Source organism: Amycolatopsis ponsaeliensis, assembly GCF_030182635.1.
GTDB lineage: Bacteria > Actinomycetota > Actinomycetes > Mycobacteriales > Pseudonocardiaceae > Amycolatopsis > Amycolatopsis ponsaeliensis.
Genome location: NZ_JAPZLD010000001.1, coordinates 212870 through 230768 on the forward strand (window position 1 = coordinate 212870; position 17899 = coordinate 230768).

Consider the following 17899-nt stretch of genomic DNA (forward strand, 5'->3'; position numbering starts at 1 on the left):
CGCGAACGGGGTCGAAATCCGGCCGCCGGTGCGGCAGGGTGGGGTCGACTGAGGAGGCGACGATGCCCGACGCGACTTTCACCCTGCCCGGAGCCGTGACCGCTTACCGGTGGGACCCGGTGGGCGCGCCGGTCAGTGTCTTGCAGCTGACCCACGGCATGGGGGAGCACGTGCGCCGCTACGAGCGGGTCGCGCGGGCGTTCACCGGCCGCGGGTTCGCCGTCTACGGCCAGGACCACCGCGGTCACGGCGCGTCCGTCACGGCGGAACCCGGCGACCTCGGCCCGGACGGCTGGGCGGCACTGGTGGCCGACATCGGCGTCCTGACGGCGCGAGCCCGCGAAGAGCACCCGGGCCTGCCGGTCGTCCTGCTGGCGCACAGCATGGGTTCCTTCGCCGCCCAGCAGTACCTGCTCGACCACTCGGCCGACGTCGACGCGGTGATCCTCACCGGCACCGCCGCGCTCGACATCCTCGAGCCCGCGCTGGACCTCGACCAGCCGCTGGACCTGTCGATGTTCAACGCGGCGTTCCAGCCGCAGCGGACGGACTACGACTGGCTCAGCCGTGACGAGTCCGAAGTGGACGCTTATGTCGCGGACCCGTTGTGCGGCTTCGGGCTCGACCCGGTGAACACGAAGGCGATGTTCGCGGGCGCCCGCCGGCTGGCGGATCCGGACGCGGTCGCGCGGATGCGGCCCGATCTGCCGCTCTACCTCGCGGTGGGGGACCAGGACCCGGTGACCGGCAACCTCGCGTTGTTCGACGTCCTGGTGCAGCGCTACCGCGACGCGGGCGTCAAGGACCTGACGGTCCGGGTGTACCCGGGTGCCCGGCACGAGATCCTCAACGAGACGAACCGCGCCGAGGTGGTCGCGGAAATCCTCGCGTGGGCCGAAAAGAGGATCTAGCCGTACAGGCCCGAATGCCGCTCGCGGAGCTTGTACTTGAGGATCTTGCCGCCGACGGTCTCGGGGAGCTCGTCGGAGAACACCACCGCCTTCGGGGTTTCGTAGCCGGCCAGGTGCTCGCGGCAGAACGCGATCAGCTCCGCCGCGGCCGGTTCGGCGCCGGAGCGGGGGACGACGACGGCCGTGACCGCCTCGCCCCAGTGTTCGTGCGGCAGCCCGATCACGGCCGCGCGCAGGACCGCGGGGTGCTGGTGGAGCACGGCCTCCACGCGCATGCTGGAGACGTTCTCCCCACCCGACTTCACGATGTCCTTGTACCGGTCGACCATCACGCGCAGCCCGGCTTCGTCGACGACGGCCGAGTCGCCGGAGTGGAACCAGCCGCCGCGGAACGCCGTGCGCGTCGCTTCTTCGTCGCGGTAGTAGCCCGCGGTCATCACCGGCGACCGGTACACCGCCTCACCCGGGACGCCGCGGACCGGCTCGCCCAGTTCGTCCACGACGTCGGAGGCGAGCAACCCGCTCGGCACGCCGACGTAGTTCATCGCGGGCGCGGTGCGCGCGTGCACCTCCGGCCACGCGCTCGGCCAGAACCGGTGGCAGGCGATGGCTTCCGTCTGCCCGAAGATGCCGACCGTGACGAACCCGGGCGCGGCGTGGGCTTCGAGCCGCCGCAGCAGCGCCGGAGCGAGCGCGCCCCAGCCGTAGACGAGCGTGGTCAGCGAGGTCAGGTCGAGCGACGGGTCGGCGTCGACCGCGTCGGCCAGAGCGGCGACGAACTGCGGTGACCCGGCCCAGACGGCGGTCGCCCGCGACTCCGCGAGGGTCGCCGCGACCGGGCCGGGGACCGGGCGGCGGCCGAGGACCAGCGTGCCGCCGGCGAGGAACGTCGAGTACGTGAACAGCGCGTCACCGACGTGGTAGATCATCGGCAGGAACGTGCAGACCCGCAGGTCGGTCTCGTGGCGCAGGCCGCGCGTGAGCGACAGCGCGAAGTTCAGCCCGGCCAGGTGGGCGTAGCTGTGCGACAGCATCACGCCCTTCGGCAGCGCGGTGGTGCCGGAGGTGAACAGCAGCTGGAAGATGTCGTCGCCGTGGATCTCGACGTCGGGCTCGGTGGCCGGCTGCCCGTCGAGGAACTCGCCGAACGACGGCGTCCCCGCGACCGGCCCGCCGCCGACCGTGATCGTCGCGCCGACCCGCACGCCCGAGACGCCGGCAAGCCGGGGCCACAGCTCCGCGTCGACGATCGCCAGCCGCGGCTCGGTCAGGCGCACCAGGTGGTCGAGGACGTCCGGGGCGAGGCCGGGGTTCAGCGGGACGGCGACCATGCCCGCCTTGGCGATCCCGATCTTGGCGAGGAACGCCTCGACGGTGTTCTCGCAGAACAGCAGCACGCGGTCGCCGGGCACGAGTCCCTCGGCGGCCAGGGCGTGGGCGAGCCGGTTGGCGGCCTGGTCGGCTTCCCGGTAGGTCACGGAGGCGAACTGCGCTTCCCCGCACGCGCCCTCGGCCGCGCTGATCGCGACCTGGTCCGGGCGGCTCCAGGTGAGCCGCTCGAAGACGTCGCCCACCGACGTCCGCTCCCAGCGGTGCACGGCTCGACGGCCGCGGAGCGTCTCGACGTCGATGAGGGCTGCCGTGTGGTCGGTCGTGGTCATGCCGGGCTCCTTCGCCGTCGCTGACGTCGATCAGCATGCCGTGAGCCAGGTCACCAAATCAAGAGAAAGTTATTCGCCATTCACTGACGGAGCCGGTGTCGGCGTGACCCCGAGGCAGGCGTGGGCCATCCCGCCGAGCAGTTCGGCGAGCCGCTCCGGCGCGAGCCCGCTGCGGAAGAACAGCGTGGACTGCACCGCGCCGATCGCGGCGTGCACGGCCAGCCGGAGCTCGCCGTCGGCGAGGTCGGGGCGCAGCGGGGCGAGCACGTGGACCCAGTCCTCGAGGTAGTGCCGCTGCAGCCGGCGCAGGCGGCGGCGGTCGTCCTCGGGCAGGTTGTGGATCTCGCGGTGGTAGACGGCGAGCACGGTGCGGTCCTCGATGGCGACCAGGACGTGGTCCCTGATCAGGCCCGACAACGCGGCGTGGTCGTCCGTCGCGGCGGCGAGGATGGCGGCGGCGCCGTCCTGCAGGCGCGCCATCACGCGGTCGAGCAGCGCGACCAGGATCGCGTCCTTGTTCTCGAAGTGCCGGTAGACGCCGGAGCCGACGATGCCCGCCTCCGCGCCGATGTCGGCCATGCCGATCGCGTGGAACCCGCGCCGGGCGGTCAGCTCGGCGGCGGCGGTCAGGATCCGCTCCCGCCGCTCGGGATCGCGCCGGCGGCGGGTGGCTGGGGAGGTCGTCGTCATCTTGTCATCATCGCAGCCGGGCGCTACGGTGCGCTATAAGTGAATTTTGAATCACTAAGGAGCGTCGGCGTGGACGTGTTCGAGAGCGACGAGGCCCGTGACCTCCGGGCCGCGGTGGGCGCCATCGCCGCTCCGTTCGGCGGCCGGTACTACGTCGAGCACGCCCGCGAAGGCCGGGAGTGCACCGAGCTGTGGCACGCCCTCGGCGACGCCGGCTTCATCGGCGTCAACATCCCCGAGGAGTACGGTGGGGGCGGCCGCGGCCTGGCCGAGCTGACCATCGTGATCGAGGAGAGCGCCGCGAAGGGCGCGCCGATCCTGCTGCTGCTCGTCACCGAAGCCATCTCCGCCGAGGTGCTCACCGAGTTCGGCACGCCGGAGCAGCGCAAGGAGTGGCTGCCCGGCATCGCGACCGGCCGGACGAAGGTCGTCTTCGCCATCACCGAGCCGGACGCCGGCTCCAACACCCACAAGCTGAGCACCACCGCCCGCCGCGACGGCGACGACTGGATCGTCGACGGCGAGAAGTACTACATCTCCGGCGTCGACACCGCCGACGCGCTGCTGCTGGTCGCCCGCACCGGCCGTGACCCCGACGGGACCGCCCAGCTCTCGCTGTTCCTCGTCCCGGTGGACGCGCCCGGCCTGACGGTGACGCCGCTGCCGGTGGACGTCATGCTCCCGGAGAAGCAGTTCACGCTGCACTTCGACGGCGTCCGGCTGCCCGCGTCGGCGCTCGTCGGCGACGAGGGCGCCGGGTTCCGGCAGGTCTTCCACGGCCTCAACCCCGAACGCATCACCGGCGCCGCGCTCTGCGTCGGCATCGCGCGCTACGCCCTCGACGTCGCCAGCCGCTACGCCCGCGAGCGCGTCGTCTGGGATCGGCCGATCGGAGCGCACCAAGGGGTGTCGCACGCCTTGGCCAAGGCCAAGATCGAGACCGAGCTGGCCGCCCTGATGACGCACCGGGCGGCCGCCCTGCACGACGCGGGCCAGCCGGCGGGCGAAGCGTCGAACATGGCCAAGTACGCCGCCGCGGAGGCCGCGCTGGCCGCCGTCGACGCCGCGATCCAGACCCACGGCGGCAACGGCGTCTCGGCGGACTTCGGGCTGCTGCCGTACTGGGGGCTCGCCCGGCTGCTGCGGATCGCCCCGGTGAACCGCGAAATGATCCTCAACTTCGTCGCGCAGCACAGTCTCGGGCTGCCCCGGTCCTATTAGGAGGACTGATGACGGACCACAACCTCGTCCATCGGGTCAATGTCGGCGACGCCCTGACCCGCGTCGCGTTCTCCCGGCCGGAAGCTCTCGCCGTGGTCGACGGCGATCGCCGCTGGACCTACGGCGAGTTCGACACGTGGGTCAACCGGCTCGCACACGGCCTGGAAGGACGCGGCTACACCACCGGTGACGTCCTCGCGCTGGCGTCGGCCAACAGCGCCGAGTTCCTCGCCGTCTACTACGCCTGCGCGAAGCTCGGGCTCGTCTGCGTCCCGGTCAACCTCGGCTGGCGCGGCGACGAAGTCGCGTACGTCCTGAAGCATTCGCAGGCCCGCGGCATCGTCGTGGAGAGCCAGCTCCTCGGCGCGATCACTCCCGCCGTGGCCGAGGCACCCGGCGTCACCGACGTGATCATCGCGCCGGGCACCGGCGGCGACGGCACCGGGCTGGCGATCGACGACGTGCTCTCGGACGACCCGACCTCGCCCGAGGTGGTCGTCGAAGACCGTGCCCCACTGTCCTATTTGTACACATCAGGCACGACGTCGTTCCCGAAGGGCGTGGTCGGCACGCACCTGGCGATCCACCTGGAGTCCATGTCGGCCGCGCTCGACTCCGGCTGGCGCGCCGACGACAAGTTCGTCGCGATGATGCCGATGTTCCACACCGCGCAGCTGAATGCCTTCTGCACGCCCGCGATCGTCGTCGGCGCCACGATCTTCGTGCACCGCGGCTTCGACCCGGACCGCTTCCTCACGACGATCGAACGCGAGCAGATCACCCAGGTCTTCGGCCTGCCGATGATGTACCGCGCGGCGCTGGAGCACCCGTCGTTCGCCGGGCGCGACCTGTCGTCGCTGCGGCGCGCGGTCTACGCGATGGCGCCGATGCCCGAGGCGCAGATCAAGGCCTGCCTCGACGGCTTCGGCTGCGACTTCGCGCTGCTGTTCGGCCAGACGGAGATGAGCCCGATCACGACGCTGTTCCGGCCGGAGCACCAGCTGTCGCACGTCGGCGCGGTCGGCACGCCGCTCACCGGCGTCCAGGTCGGGATCATGGACCCGGACGGCAACCTGCTGCCGCGCGGCGAGCAGGGCGAGATCGTCTACCGGGCGCCGTCGGCCATGCAGGAGTACCTGCACAACCCCGAGGCGACGGCGGAGGCGTTCCGGCACGGCTGGTTCCACTCCGGTGACGTCGGCCGGTTCGGCGAGGACGGCGTGCTGTGGTTCGCCGACCGCTTCAAGGACGTGATCAAGACCGGCGGCGAGAACGTCGCCTCGATCGAAGTGGAGCGGGCGATCTACGACACCGAGCCGAACGTCGCCGAGGTCGTGGTCGTCGGCCTCCCGCACGAGCGGTGGAGCGAGGCCATCACCGCGGTCGTCCTGCCCAAGCCGGGGGAGCGGATCGACGCGGACGACCTGCGGACCCGGCTGAAGGACCGGCTCGACGGCTACAAGGTCCCGAAGGCCGTGATCGTCGCCGACGAGCTGCCGCGCACGTCCACCGGGAAGATCCAGAAGAACGTCGTCCGCGAGCGGCACGCGGGGCACTACGGGGCCGCTCGATGACCGTGCTCAAGTCGCAGCTGGACGTCTCCGCCGAGACGTACACGGCCAACCGGAAGACGCAGCTCGAACTGCTCGCGCGGCTCGAGGAGCAGCTGGAGCTGGCCGTCGCGGGCGGCGGTGAGCGCTATGTCCAGCGCCACCGCGACCGCGGGAAGCTCCCCGTCCGCGAACGCCTGGAACTGCTGCTCGACCCGGACAGCCCGTTCCTCGAACTGTCCGCGCTCGCGGCGTGGGGCACCGACTTCACCGTGGGCGCCTCGGTGGTCACCGGTATCGGTGTGGTGTCCGATGTGGAGTGCGTGATCATCGGGCACGACCCGACCGTGCGCGGCGGCGCGATGAACCCGTACTCGCTGCGGAAGACGTTGCGGGCGCTGGAGATCGCCCGCGTCAACCGGCTGCCGGTGATCAACCTCGTCGAGTCGGGCGGGGCGGACCTCCCGACGCAGGCCGACCTGTTCGTGCCGGCCGGGCGGATCTTCCACGAGCTGACCGAGCTGTCGTCGCTGGGTATCCCGACCCTGGCGATCGTGTTCGGCAACTCGACCGCCGGCGGGGCGTACGTGCCGGGCATGTGCGACTACGCGGTGCTCGTCGACCGCCAGGCCAAGGTGTTCCTCGGCGGCCCGCCGCTGGTCAAGATGGCCACCGGGGAGGAGGCCGACGACGAGTCGCTCGGCGGCGCGGACATGCATTCCCGCGTCTCGGGGCTGTCCGACTACTTCGCGGTCGACGAACTGGACGCGCTCCGCCTCGGCCGGCGAGTCCTGTCCCGGATCAACTGGCGCAAGCTCGGCCCGGCCCCCAGCCGGACGCCGGAGCCGCCGAAGTACGACCCGGAGGAGATCCTCGGCATCGTGCCGCCGGACACCAAGGTGCCCTTCGACCCGCGCGAGATCCTCGCCCGCACCGTCGACGGCTCCGACTTCGACGAGTACAAACCGCTTTACGGCACCTCGCTGGTGACCGGCTGGGCGAGCCTCCACGGCTATCCGGTCGGCGTGCTCGCCAACCACCGCGGGGTGCTGTTCAGCGAGGAGGCCAAGAAGGCCAGCGAGTTCATCCTGCTCGCCAACCAGACCGACGTCCCGCTGGTGTTCCTGCAGAACACGACCGGCTACATGGTCGGCACGCGGTACGAGCAGGGCGGCATCATCAAGGACGGCGCCAAGATGATCAACGCCGTCACCAACAGCACGGTGCCGCACCTGACGGTCAACATGGCGTCGTCGTTCGGGGCGGGCAACTACGGCATGTCCGGGCGGGCCTACGACCCGCGGCTGATGTTCGCCTGGCCCGGCGCGAAGCTCGCGGTGATGGGCGCGCCCCAGCTCGCCGGGGTGATGTCGATCGTCGGGCGGGCCTCGGCCGCGTCGCAGGGCAAGCCGTTCGACGAAGACGCCGACCGGGCGCGCACCGCGGCGATCGAAAGCCAGATCGACACCGAGTCGCACGCCTTCGCCGTCACCGCCCGGCTCTACGACGACGGCATCGTCGACCCGCGCGACACCCGGGACGTGCTGGGGATGTCGCTGTCCGCCGTCCACTCCAACCGCGTCGAGGGCCGTCGCGGCTTCGGCGTCTTCCGGATGTGAGCCGATGATCACCAAGCTGCTCGTCGCCAACCGCGGGGAGATCGCGGCCCGGGTCCTGCGCACCGCGCACGACCTCGGCATCTCGACCGTCGCGGTCTACTCCGACCCGGACGCCGGCGCGCCCTTCGCCCGGCTCGCCGACGAAGCCGTCCGGCTGCCCGGATCGGCGCCTGCCGACACCTATCTGCGCGCTGATTTGGTCATCGCGGCCGCGCGGGCGACCGGCGCCGACGCGATCCACCCGGGATACGGGTTCCTGTCGGAGAACGCCGGGTTCGCCCGCGCCTGCGCCGAAGCCGGGCTGACGTTCGTCGGCCCGTCCCCGGAAGCCATCGCCTCGATGGGGTCGAAGATCGAGGCCAAGGCGCTGATGGACGCGGCCGGCGTCCCGGTGCTGCCCGGCGCGACCGTCACCGACGAGACGGACCTCGCCGCGGTGGCCGCGTCGATCGGCTTCCCCGTGTTGGTGAAAGCCGCGTTCGGTGGCGGGGGCCGGGGCATGCGTGTGGTGCACGACGAAGCCGGGCTGTCCGATGCGGTGGAGGGTGCCCGGTGGGAAGCCGCGTCGGCGTTCGGGGACGGGACGGTGTTCCTGGAGCGGTTCGTCGTCGACCCGCGGCACATCGAAGTGCAGATCCTCGGGGACGCGCACGGCGAGGTGGTGCACCTGTTCGAGCGGGAGTGCTCGATCCAGCGGCGGTACCAGAAGATCGTCGAAGAGTGCCCGTCACCGGCGGTGGACGACGCGCTGCGCGCTGAACTGGGTGCCGCGGCCGTGGCCGCAGGGAAGGCCATCGGCTACACCGGCGCGGGCACCGTCGAGTTCGTCCTGGATGCCGACGGCCGGTTCTTCTTCCTCGAGGTCAACACGCGGCTGCAGGTGGAGCACCCGGTCACGGAGCTCGTCACCGGGATCGACCTGGTCGAGCAGCAGCTGCGCGTCGCCGAGGGCGAGGCCCTGCCGCCCGAGGTCACCGGCGCCCGCATCACCGGGCACGCGATCGAGGTGCGGCTCTACGCCGAGGACGTCCCGGCCGGGTTCCTGCCCGCCACCGGCACCCTGCACCGCTTCCACGTCCCCGCGCTGCGCGGGGTCCGCGTCGACTCCGGCGTCACCGACGGTTCCGTGGTGGGCCCGCACTACGACCCGATGCTGGCCAAGGTGATCGCCCACGGCCGGACCCGCCGCGAAGCCGCCCGGACGCTCGCGCGGGCGTTGCGGCACGCCGAGCTGCACGGCGTCACGACCAACCGGAACCTCCTGGCCGGCATCCTGGCCGAGCCCGAGTTCCTGGCCGGGCGGACCGACACCGGCTACCTGACCCGGCACGACCCGGCCGCGCTCGGCGCGTCCTCCGGCGGTGCCCGGCAGGCCGCGGCCGCGGCTTTGGCGGCGCAGGCGCGCAACCGGCGTGCCGCGCGGGTCGTGCCCGAGATGCCGTCCGGGTGGCGCAACGTCGGGGGCGCGTCCCAGCGGGTTGCTTACACGGTAGGTCCGGAAACGCTGGAGGTCGCGTACTCGTTACGGCGCTCCCGCCTGCGCGTCAGGGTGAACGGTGAGCCACTCGGTGGTTCGGTGCGGTTGCTGTCCGCGTCACCTTCGCTGGTGGAGCTGGAGATCGACGGCGTCCACCTCGCCTACGCCGTGCGGACGTACGCCGGAGTGTCCTATGTGGATGGACCGGACGGGTCCGTCGCGCTGACCGAGGTGCCGCGGTTCGCCGACCCGGACGCCGCCACGGCCACCGGCTCGTTGCTCGCCGCCATGCCCGGTGCGGTGGTGCGGGTGTTCGCGGCCTCGGGCGATGCCGTGACGGCCGGGCAGCCGTTGCTCGTCCTGGAGGCGATGAAGATGGAGCACACGGTCGCCGCGCCGGCCGACGGCGTGCTGTCCGACCTGCGGGTGCGCCAGGGCGACCAGGTCGACACCGGCCAGGTGCTGGCGGTCGTGTCATGAGCGTCTCCTACGAGGTCGACGACGGGATCGCCTGGCTGACGATCGACCGTCCCGAAGCGCGCAACGCACTGTCCAAAGAGGTCAGAGACGGGTTGTGGGCGGGCACCCGCCGGTTCGTCGCCGACGACTCCGCCGCGGTGCTCGTGCTGACCGGCGCGGGCGACAAGGCGTTCTGCGCCGGCGGGGACCTCAAGGAGATGGCCGAAACGGCGCTGGAGATCCCGCCGCCGGACTTCCTGCCGGTCTTCGGCCGCAACATCGACGTCCCGAAGCCGACGATCGCCGCGGTCAACGGCGTGGCCTACGCGGGTGGCTTCCTGCTGGCGCAGCAGTGCGACCTGGTCGTGGCGGCTTCGCACGCGCGCTTCGCGGTGACCGAAGTGAAGGTGGGCCGCGGGGCGCCGTGGGCGGCGCCGCTGTCGTGGCTCGTGCCCCCGCGGGTGGCCCTGGAGATCCTGCTCACCGGAGATCCCCTCGATGCCCGGCGCGCCCGGGAAGTGGGCCTGGTGAACGACGTGGTTCCCTTGGCGGACTTGCGTTCCCGCACCCAGGAGCTCGCCCGGCGGATCGCCGCCAACGCGCCGCTGTCGGTCCGCGCGGCGAAACGCACCGCCTATCTGTCCTGTCCCGACGTCTACGACCGCGCCGAAGAGATCTGGGCGCCGGTGTACCGCTCGCGTGACGCCCAGGAGGGCCCGGCGGCGTTCCGCGAGAAGCGCCCGCCGGTGTGGGAAGGACGCTGACATGCCCGTCTCCCTCGATGCTCTGCTCGACGACCTCCTCGCCGAGACCGCCGACGTCGAAAAGATGGTCGCGCCGCTCGACGACACCGGCATCGCGCGGCCGACCCCCGCGGCGGGCTGGGACATCCGCGACCAGCTCACGCACCTGGCGTTCTTCGACGAAGCCGCGACGCAGGCCCTGCTTGACCCGGACGGGTTCCGCCGCGCGGCGGCCGCGTTGATGGCCGAGGGCATGGACTTCCCCGACCGCGTCGCCGCCGAGCACGCGGGATTGCCCGCCGAGGAAGTCCGGGCGTGGTTCGCCCGAGCGCGAGCGGCGTTGGTCACGACGTTCCGCGGCCGCGACGCCCGCGCCCGGCTGCCTTGGTACGGGCCGGACATGAGCGTGGCGTCGTCGGTGACCGCGCGGATCATGGAGACCTGGGCGCACGGCCAGGACATCGCCGATACCCTCGGCGTGACGCGGGTGGCGACCGACCGGCTCCGGCACATCGCCCACCTCGGCGTCTCGACGACCGCGTTCAGCTTCGGGCTCCACGGTCGTCCGGCGCCGGTCGTCCCGATCCGGGTCGTCCTGCACGCACCCTCGGGCGACCGGTGGACGTGGGGGGACGGCGCCGCCGCCGACCGCGTCGAAGGCACCGCGCTCGACTTCTGCCTCACGGTCACCCAGCGACGGCTTGCCGAGGACACCGGTCTGGTCGTGCGCGGGCCGGCGGCGCGGGAGTGGATCGGCATCGCCCAGGCCTTCGCGGGCGCGCCCGGCCGGGGACGCGCGTGAGCCGCCCGGTCCGGATCGCCAACTGCTCCGGCTTCTACGGCGACCGCCTCGAAGCGGCCCGCGAGATGGTCGAAGGCGGCCCGATCGACGTGCTCACCGGGGACTACCTCGCCGAGCTGACCATGCTCATCCTCTGGAAGGCCCGCCGGAAGGACCCCGCGCTCGGGTACGCGAAGACGTTCCTCACCCAGCTCGAGCACGTCCTGGGCACTTGCCTCGACCGCGGCATCCGGATCGTCTCGAACGCCGGCGGGCTGAACCCGCCGGGGCTGGCCGCCGAGATCGGCGCCCTCGCCGAACGGCTCGGCCTGCACCCGGAGATCGCCCACGTCGACGGCGACGACATCGTCGGCCGGCTGGCCGACCTGCAGGCGGCCGGGCACGATCTCGCGCACCTCGACACCGGCCGGAAGCTCGCGGAAGCCGGCGTGGAACCGTTGACCGCCAACGCTTATCTCGGCGGCTGGGGCATCTCGTCGGCGCTGGCCGCCGGCGCCGACGTCGTCGTGACCGGCCGGGTCACCGACGCTTCGCTGGTCGTCGGCCCGGCCGCCTGGTGGCACGGCTGGGCACCCACGGACCTCGACGCGATCGCGGGCGCGATGGCCGCCGGGCACGTCATCGAGTGCGGCCCGCAGGCCACCGGCGGCAACTACGCGTTCTTCGAAGAGGTGACCGACCGGCGGTACCCCGGCTTCCCGATCGCCGAGGTCGAAGCCGACGGCTCGTGCGTCATCACCAAGCACGCGGACACCGGGGGACTGGTCTCACCCGGCACGGTCACCGCGCAGCTGCTGTACGAGATCGCCGAACCGGCCTACGCCGGGCCGGACGCCGTCGCGCACTTCGACACCCTGCGGCTCGAGCAGACCGGACCGGACCGGGTGCGGGTCAGCGGCACCCGCGGCAGCCCGCCGGGCGAGCACCTCAAGGTGGCGCTGAACCACGACGGCGGCTACCGGAACACGATGACCCTCGTGCTCACCGGCACCCGCATCGAGGAGAAGGCGGCGTGGGCCGAGCAGCAGCTTTTCGCGCTGCTGGGCGGAAAGGACCAGTTCGCCGAGGCCGACGTCACGCTGCTGCGGTTCGACCACGCGGACGCGCCGGTGAACGCCGAAGCCACGGCGCACCTGCGGATCACGGTCAAGGACCCGGACGCCCGCAAGGTCGGCCGCCGGTTCTCGAACGCGACGATGGGACTCGCGCTCGGCGGCTACCCGGGCTTCCACACGACGACCCCGCCGTCGGCCGAGAGCGCGTTCGGCGTCTACTGGCCGGCCTTGGTCCCGGCCGCCGAGGTGGCGCACCGGGTCACGCTGCCGGACGGGACGGCGGTCGTCATCCCGCATCCGCCCACCGGCCCGCTCCTCCCGGCGCGGGTGCCCGACTCGGTACCGCCACAGGACTTCGGCCCGACCCGGCGGGCGCCGCTGGGCGACGTGGCGGGCGCCCGCTCGGGGGACAAGGGCGGCAACGCCAACGTCGGCTTCTGGACCCGCACCGACGACGAATACGCGTGGCTGCGCGGATATCTCGACGAAGACCGCTTCCGGCAGCTGCTGCCCGAAGCGGCCACGCTCGACGTCCGCCGGTTCGCGCTGCCGAACCTGCGCGCGCTCAACTTCGCGGTGGTGGGCCTGCTGGGCGAAGGCGTCGCCGCGGCGACCCGGCCCGACCCGCAGGCGAAGGGGCTCGGCGAATACCTGCGCAGCCGGGTGGTCGACGTGCCCGCGGTGTTCTGAGCGGTTCCGCCCCTCAGGTGCCGACCTCGAGGGATTCGCCCGCCGTGATCCGCAGGGCGAGGGCGGCGAAAGCGAGGTCCTGCAAGGCGATGCCGACCGAGTTGAACAGGGTGATCTCCGCCGCCCCGGTCCGCCCCGGCACCAGCCCGGCCAGCACCGCGCCGAGCTCACGCCGGAAGTCGTCCTCGGTCGTCACGCCTTCCCGCAGGGACAGCAGCGCTTCCCCCGACTTCCGCAGCTGGACGCCGGTGCTGTCGACGAAGACGGTCGCCCGGGCCATCCCGGCGGAGTCGATCTCGCGGTGGTCGGGCCGGGGTGGCGCGCCGACGGCGTTGACGTGCAGGCCCGGCCGGAACCACGCGCCTTCCACGACGGGGACGCGCGACGGCGTCAGCGTGCAGAGCACGTCGGCCGCTTCGACGACCTGGCGCGGCCCCGAAGCGGCGACGACGTCGAGGGCCGGGACGCCGTCCGCGTGTTCCCGCCGGTGCAGCGCGTGGCGGAACTCGGCGACCCGGGCCGCCGAGCGGGACCAGACGACGACGGTGCCGATCGCCCGGACCGCGCGGACGGCGGCGACGTGCTCGACCGCGAGGGGACCGGCGCCGACGAGCCCGAGGACCCGGGAGTCCTTGCGGGACAAGGCATCCGTGGCGACGGCGCTGGCGGCGGCGGTCCGCATCCGGGTGCCGGTCCCGCCGTTCATGACGGCCAGGCGGGCGCCGGTCCGGGAGTCCAGCACCACCACCGTGGACTGCTGGGCGGGGCCGTCGCCGTCCCGGTTGCCGGGCGCGTCGGTGAGGACCTTGACGACGGTCAGCCCGAGGCGGTGGGAGGTCGCCACCATCGGCAGCACGATGGTGGCGCCCGCCGTCGAGCTGATCGCCGGGACCGGCTGTTCGGCCCGCCCGAGCGCCAGGTCGGTGTGCGCGGCCCGGACGGCGTCGATCAGCTCGCCGAGGTCGACGAGCTCGGCCAGGGCGTCGTCCGGCAGCACGGTGGTCACCGGTAGGCCTTCATGAAGCTGTCGTCGGCCAGCTCGTCGTAGGCCGGGACCTGGGTGAGCATCGCGCTTTCGGCCAGCATCCGCATCCACCGGTCACTGCCCGCGGGGTCGATCGCGACGGTTTCCCAGACCGCGCTCGCGGTCATCTGGCGGGTGGCTTCGCGCAGGATCCCGAGGTCCTTGCCCGGCCAGCGCGTCGTGAGGATCCCGTCGATCGTCTCCGCCGGCGTCGAGGGCAGGCGCTGCATCGCCGCGTCGATGCAGCCGACGAAGCGGGTGAACCGCTCTCGCAGCTCTTCGACGCGATCGGTGCGGCAGTAGTAGACGCTGTTGGGCATGATCCCGCCCTGGTCGAGGTTGCGGAACACGATCCGCCCCTGGCCGGTGGCCTCGAGTTCGAGCGCCGAGACGAGGTCCAGGATGATCGCGTCACCCAGCCCGGCACCGAACAGCTCGACCAGCATCGGCGTCGAGAGGTCCCGGACGAAGGTGACGTCGGCCGGATCGGCGCCCGCCTCCCGGATCAACCCGGCGGTGACCGCGTACGGCGCGCTGCCGCCGATGCCGGGCGCGAGGACGACCTTGCCGGTCAGGTCGGGCAGGGTGAAGCCGTCCGGGGCGCCGCGGTGCACGATCGCCTTGGGCGCCTGGTGGTTGAGCTGGCAGACCACGGTCAGCGCGCGGCCGCTGCCGGCGTACATGCCCGGCACCCAGAGCCCGCCCAGCGCGAGGTCGGCCTCGCCGGAGGCCAGGTCGTCCAGCACGCCGGTCCACGGGTCGCAGGCGCGGGCGGTCACCGCCAGGCCCGCGTCACGGAACAGGCCGGTCGTGTCCGCGAGGTACTCGGGCAGGTAGTTGAGACCGTTGGCGGTCGCGGAAATGCGCAGTGTTTCCAAGGGTTTTCTCCGTTTCGTGGTCAGGCGGCGGCGGTGTCTTCGTTGATCTGTTCCAGCGTCCGGGCCCGGGTCTCGGGCGCGAACCGCGAAGCGACGACGAGCAGGGCGTACATCACCGCGACCATGCCGAACACCCCGGCGAGGCCGAACGCGGCGAAGAGGGCGACAGCGAGGAACGGCATGACCGCGCCGGCGATGTTGCCGATGCCGTTGACGATCGAGGTGCCGGTCGCGCGGATCGACGTCGGGTACAGCTCCGGCGACCAGACCGCGAGCGTCGTGTTGGTGATCATCGTGAAGAACTGGAAGAGGGCGCCCAGCACGAGGATCAGCACCGTCGAGTCCCCGAAGGCCGCGAACGCCGCGGCCGTGACGCAGCCGAGCGCGCCCGCGCCGCCGACGGCAGTGCGCCGGCCGACCCGTCCGGCCAGCAACGCGGCGGCGCAGGCGCCGAGCAGCGACCCGACGTTCATGATCATGGTGAACAGCAGGCTGTCCGAAATGGAGTAACCGCGCTCCACGAGCAGCGTCGGCATCAGGAAGTTGAGCGTGACCTGCGCGCCGAAGGCCATCCAGGACGCGGCGCCGATCGAGAGCGTGCGGGGCAGGACGGCGCGGGCGAACACGGCCGCGGGGGAGGACTTGAGCTGGCGCGCGGGCACGTCCGCCGTCGTCAGCGGGCCGCCGACCGGCGTCGCCGCGGTGCGTTTCAGGGAGCCGGAAGCCAGGATCGCGAGGGAGCGGTTGGCGTCCTCGACGCGGCCCTTGGCGAGCAGGAACCGGGGCGTCTCCGGGAGGCGGCGCCGGTAGAGGACGACGAGCAGCGCCGGGAGCGCGAGGAACAGGAAGGTCCAGCGCCACACGAGGTGGTCGCCGCCGAGTGCCGGCGCGAGCGGGCCGAGGAGCAGGAAGAACAGCCCGTAGGACAGGAAGTTGCCGACGCCGCCGGAGCCGATGTTGAGCGTCGCGACCAGCGCGCCCCGGTGCCGGGTGGCGACCATCTCGGCGAGCATCGCGATGCCGATGGTGAACTCGCCGCCCAGGCCGATACCGACGACGAACCGGCTGGCCAGCATCATGTCGTAGTTCACGGCGACGGCGCTGAGCAGGCCGCCGAGGGTGTAGAGCAGCAGGTTCAGCGACAGGGAGGCGCGGCGGCCGTACCGGTCGGCGAGCCACCCGCCGGCGAGCCTGCCGACGAGCCCGCCGAGCACGGTGGCGGTGTTGATCGTGGTCAGCTGGGTGTCGGTGATCCCGAGCGCGAGCTTGAGGTTCGCGCCCATCGCGCCGACGGAGTTCTGCTCGAGGGTGTCGAAGAACATCCCCGCGAGGATGAGCATGAGCACCCAGAACTGGGCGCGGCTGAAGCCGATGCGGTCGAGGTGCAGGGCGAGGGTACCGGGGGTGGCGCGCTCCGGGGTGTGGGTCGAGGTCATGGGCTGGGCTCCCATCGGGAGAGGCGGCCGAGCAACGAACCTCTGTTTTGTATACGAGACTTATTGCCGGGACGTTACCACGTGTGCCGAAGACGTGAACTGGCTAGCTGGCGGAGATCTTTTGTATACGAATCAGGCTGACGGGGCGGCCTGGCGACGGTAGATCCACTCGTCCTTGAGGATGTGCTCGCCCATCAGGTAGCCCGCCTGGACCGGGGACCCGCCGAGGATCGCGGTGGCGATCGCGGCGTGGTCGGCCCACGACGTGTCGATGCGGTCCTCGATCTCGAGCTCGAAGCCCCACGAGATCCGGCGCAGCAGCTCCTCGAGCATGCGGGCCAGCTCGGCGTTGCCCGACGCGCGGGCGACCACCTCGTGGAACTCCATGATCAGCGGCGGCAGCTGGTCCACGGCGCCGTCCTCGCCGGCCTGGCGCCCGCGCGCCACGACCGCCCGCAGGTGCTCGGCCTGGTCGCCGCCGTGCGCCTCGGCCGCGAGGGTGGCGGCGAGGACTTCCAGGCCGCGCCGGATCTGCATCAGCTCGACGACGTCGTGCTGCGAGCGGGCGGAGACGGTGGCGCCCTTGTACTTCTCGGTGTTGACGAAGCCTTCGCTCTCGAGCTGGAGCAGGGCTTCGCGGATGGGCACCCGGGAGACCCCGAAGCGGGTGGCGATGGCCTCTTCCTTCAGGCGCGTCCCCGCGGGGATCGTGCCGTCGATGATCTCCGCACGCAGCACCGTCACGACCGAATTCGACTTGGCGACCACGAGGCGAGGATAGGCGACCGGGCACGGTTCCGCCTTCAGGCCGCGCCTCGCCCGAGTGTGGTTCGCTGGGGGGATGACGTACTGGGACGTCCGGCGCCATGGATGACCGCGCCGCGATCGAGCTGATCGAGCAGGCCCGCACCGAGACGGCTCGCCTGGCCGCCGCGCTGGCCCGGCAGCGGGACGGGATCGTCGAGGCATCGGAGTTCACCAGCAACGACGACGAGCACGACCCGGAGGGCGTGACGATCGCCTTCGAACGGGCGCAAGTGCAGGCGCTTTTGCGCCAGGCCCAGGACGACCTCGCCGACCTCGACCGGGCAGCGGAGCGAGTACGAGTGGGCGTCTGGGAAACGTGCGAGCGCTGCGGCGGCCCGATCGCCGAAGAGCGGCTGACCGCCCTGCCGGCGACGCGGATCTGCATCGGCTGCGCGAACAAAGTGCGTTGATCCGCCGGGTCAGCTGGTGCTCTGGTCTTCCAGCGTGGGGATAACCGGGGACAGAAGGTGGTCCGCGTGCTCGGTGACCTTGCCACGGACCAGCCGGAAGACACGGAAGTTCAGCATGTGCTCCGGGTGTTCGTCGTCGTGGACGTACAGCAGGCCGTATGCCCCGGGGGCGAGCTGTCCGATCTTGGTGAACAAGTCGAGCACGGCTTTACCGTGCTGCCCGCGGTGATTCGGGTTCCCGCCGAGGTGGATGTAGTGGGTGCCGTTCATCGGTTGAAGATCCATCAACGCGTAGCCGGCGAGCTCGTCGACCAGGGCCTGGATTTCGCCGAGCCGAAGGGGCGGTTCGTCTTCCAGGGCTTCGGCGGTCGAGCGAAGCGTGATCCACCCGTGGTACTCGAACATGACGGAAGTCTAAGCGCACCACGACGCGCTACGACCGGGCACGACCGCGCTGACTTGCCGA

At 71.9% G+C, this 17899-nt stretch carries 16 protein-coding genes; 9 read left to right on the forward strand and 7 right to left on the reverse strand.

All coding sequences use genetic code 11. The annotated features are described in order from the left end of the window. The first annotated feature begins 62 nt into the window (after nt 1–62). Entirely contained in the window at nt 63–911 is an 849-nt protein-coding gene (locus QQ657_RS00925) for an alpha/beta fold hydrolase (protein WP_284740065.1), read from the forward strand. Here QQ657_RS00925 and QQ657_RS00930 read toward each other — a convergent pair. Together QQ657_RS00930 and QQ657_RS00935 are read right to left on the reverse strand one after the other, a co-directional pair. Further along, a complete protein-coding gene (locus QQ657_RS00930; protein WP_284740066.1) occupies nt 908–2572 on the reverse strand; it encodes an AMP-binding protein in 1665 nt (554 codons plus the stop codon). The two genes, QQ657_RS00925 and QQ657_RS00930, sit on opposite strands and share 4 nt — an antisense overlap. Nucleotides 2573–2641: 69 nt before the next feature. Next, complete coding sequence (locus QQ657_RS00935; protein ID WP_284740067.1) at nt 2642–3262, reverse strand: TetR/AcrR family transcriptional regulator; 621 nt, start codon at nt 3260–3262, stop codon at nt 2642–2644. 69 nt (nt 3263–3331) lie between these two features. Between QQ657_RS00935 and QQ657_RS00940 the strand changes: the two genes are divergently transcribed. Genes QQ657_RS00940 through QQ657_RS00970 form a run of 7 tightly spaced genes read left to right on the forward strand, consistent with a single transcriptional unit; the run spans nt 3332 to nt 12878 of the window. Next, complete coding sequence (locus tag QQ657_RS00940; protein ID WP_284740068.1) at nt 3332–4483, forward strand: acyl-CoA dehydrogenase family protein; 1152 nt, start codon at nt 3332–3334, stop codon at nt 4481–4483. Between the two features lie 8 nt (nt 4484–4491). Continuing rightward, entirely contained in the window at nt 4492–6057 is a 1566-nt protein-coding gene (locus QQ657_RS00945) for an AMP-binding protein (RefSeq protein WP_284740069.1), read from the forward strand. Further along, the gene (locus tag QQ657_RS00950; RefSeq protein ID WP_284740070.1) at nt 6054–7652 is read left to right on the forward strand and encodes an acyl-CoA carboxylase subunit beta; all 1599 of its coding nucleotides are present in this window, start codon (nt 6054–6056) and stop codon (nt 7650–7652) included. The genes QQ657_RS00945 and QQ657_RS00950 overlap by 4 nt, the downstream gene beginning before the upstream one ends. A 4-nt stretch (nt 7653–7656) precedes the next feature. Beyond that, nucleotides 7657–9609, forward strand: coding sequence for an acetyl/propionyl/methylcrotonyl-CoA carboxylase subunit alpha (locus tag QQ657_RS00955; RefSeq protein WP_284740071.1), 1953 nt, complete (start codon nt 7657–7659; stop codon nt 9607–9609). After that, nucleotides 9606–10352, forward strand: coding sequence for an enoyl-CoA hydratase/isomerase family protein (locus QQ657_RS00960; RefSeq protein WP_284740072.1), 747 nt, complete (start codon nt 9606–9608; stop codon nt 10350–10352). The genes QQ657_RS00955 and QQ657_RS00960 overlap by 4 nt, the downstream gene beginning before the upstream one ends. A 1-nt stretch (nt 10353) precedes the next feature. After that, nucleotides 10354–11133: a TIGR03084 family metal-binding protein gene (locus QQ657_RS00965; RefSeq protein WP_284740073.1), complete on the forward strand. Its 780-nt coding sequence runs from the start codon at nt 10354–10356 to the stop codon at nt 11131–11133. After that, complete coding sequence (locus QQ657_RS00970; RefSeq protein ID WP_284740074.1) at nt 11130–12878, forward strand: acyclic terpene utilization AtuA family protein; 1749 nt, start codon at nt 11130–11132, stop codon at nt 12876–12878. Before QQ657_RS00965 ends, QQ657_RS00970 begins: the two co-directional genes overlap by 4 nt. A 13-nt stretch (nt 12879–12891) precedes the next feature. On the opposite strand, the gene QQ657_RS00975 is transcribed toward QQ657_RS00970, so the two are convergent. The 4 genes from QQ657_RS00975 to QQ657_RS00990 all read right to left on the reverse strand — a co-directional run bounded on the left by QQ657_RS00975 (nt 12892) and on the right by QQ657_RS00990 (nt 16984). Further along, on the reverse strand, nt 12892–13884 hold the full coding sequence (locus QQ657_RS00975; protein ID WP_284740075.1) for an ornithine cyclodeaminase family protein: 993 nt from the start codon (nt 13882–13884) through the stop codon (nt 12892–12894). After that, the gene (locus QQ657_RS00980; protein ID WP_284740076.1) at nt 13881–14780 is read right to left on the reverse strand and encodes an ABC transporter substrate-binding protein; all 900 of its coding nucleotides are present in this window, start codon (nt 14778–14780) and stop codon (nt 13881–13883) included. Before QQ657_RS00980 ends, QQ657_RS00975 begins: the two co-directional genes overlap by 4 nt. 20 nt (nt 14781–14800) lie before the next feature. Continuing rightward, nucleotides 14801–16216, reverse strand: coding sequence for an MFS transporter (locus QQ657_RS00985; protein WP_284740077.1), 1416 nt, complete (start codon nt 16214–16216; stop codon nt 14801–14803). 132 nt (nt 16217–16348) lie between these two features. Beyond that, complete coding sequence (locus QQ657_RS00990) at nt 16349–16984, reverse strand: GntR family transcriptional regulator (protein ID WP_284740078.1); 636 nt, start codon at nt 16982–16984, stop codon at nt 16349–16351. Nucleotides 16985–17082: 98 nt separating this feature from the next. Here QQ657_RS00990 and QQ657_RS00995 point away from each other — a divergent pair, with 98 nt between their 5' ends. Beyond that, a complete protein-coding gene (locus tag QQ657_RS00995) occupies nt 17083–17433 on the forward strand; it encodes a TraR/DksA family transcriptional regulator (RefSeq protein WP_284740079.1) in 351 nt (116 codons plus the stop codon). Between the two features lie 9 nt (nt 17434–17442). Here the strand turns inward: QQ657_RS00995 and QQ657_RS01000 are convergent, their stop codons facing one another. Then, on the reverse strand, nt 17443–17838 hold the full coding sequence (locus QQ657_RS01000) for an Imm7 family immunity protein (RefSeq protein WP_284740080.1): 396 nt from the start codon (nt 17836–17838) through the stop codon (nt 17443–17445). Nucleotides 17839–17899 lie beyond the last annotated feature (61 nt).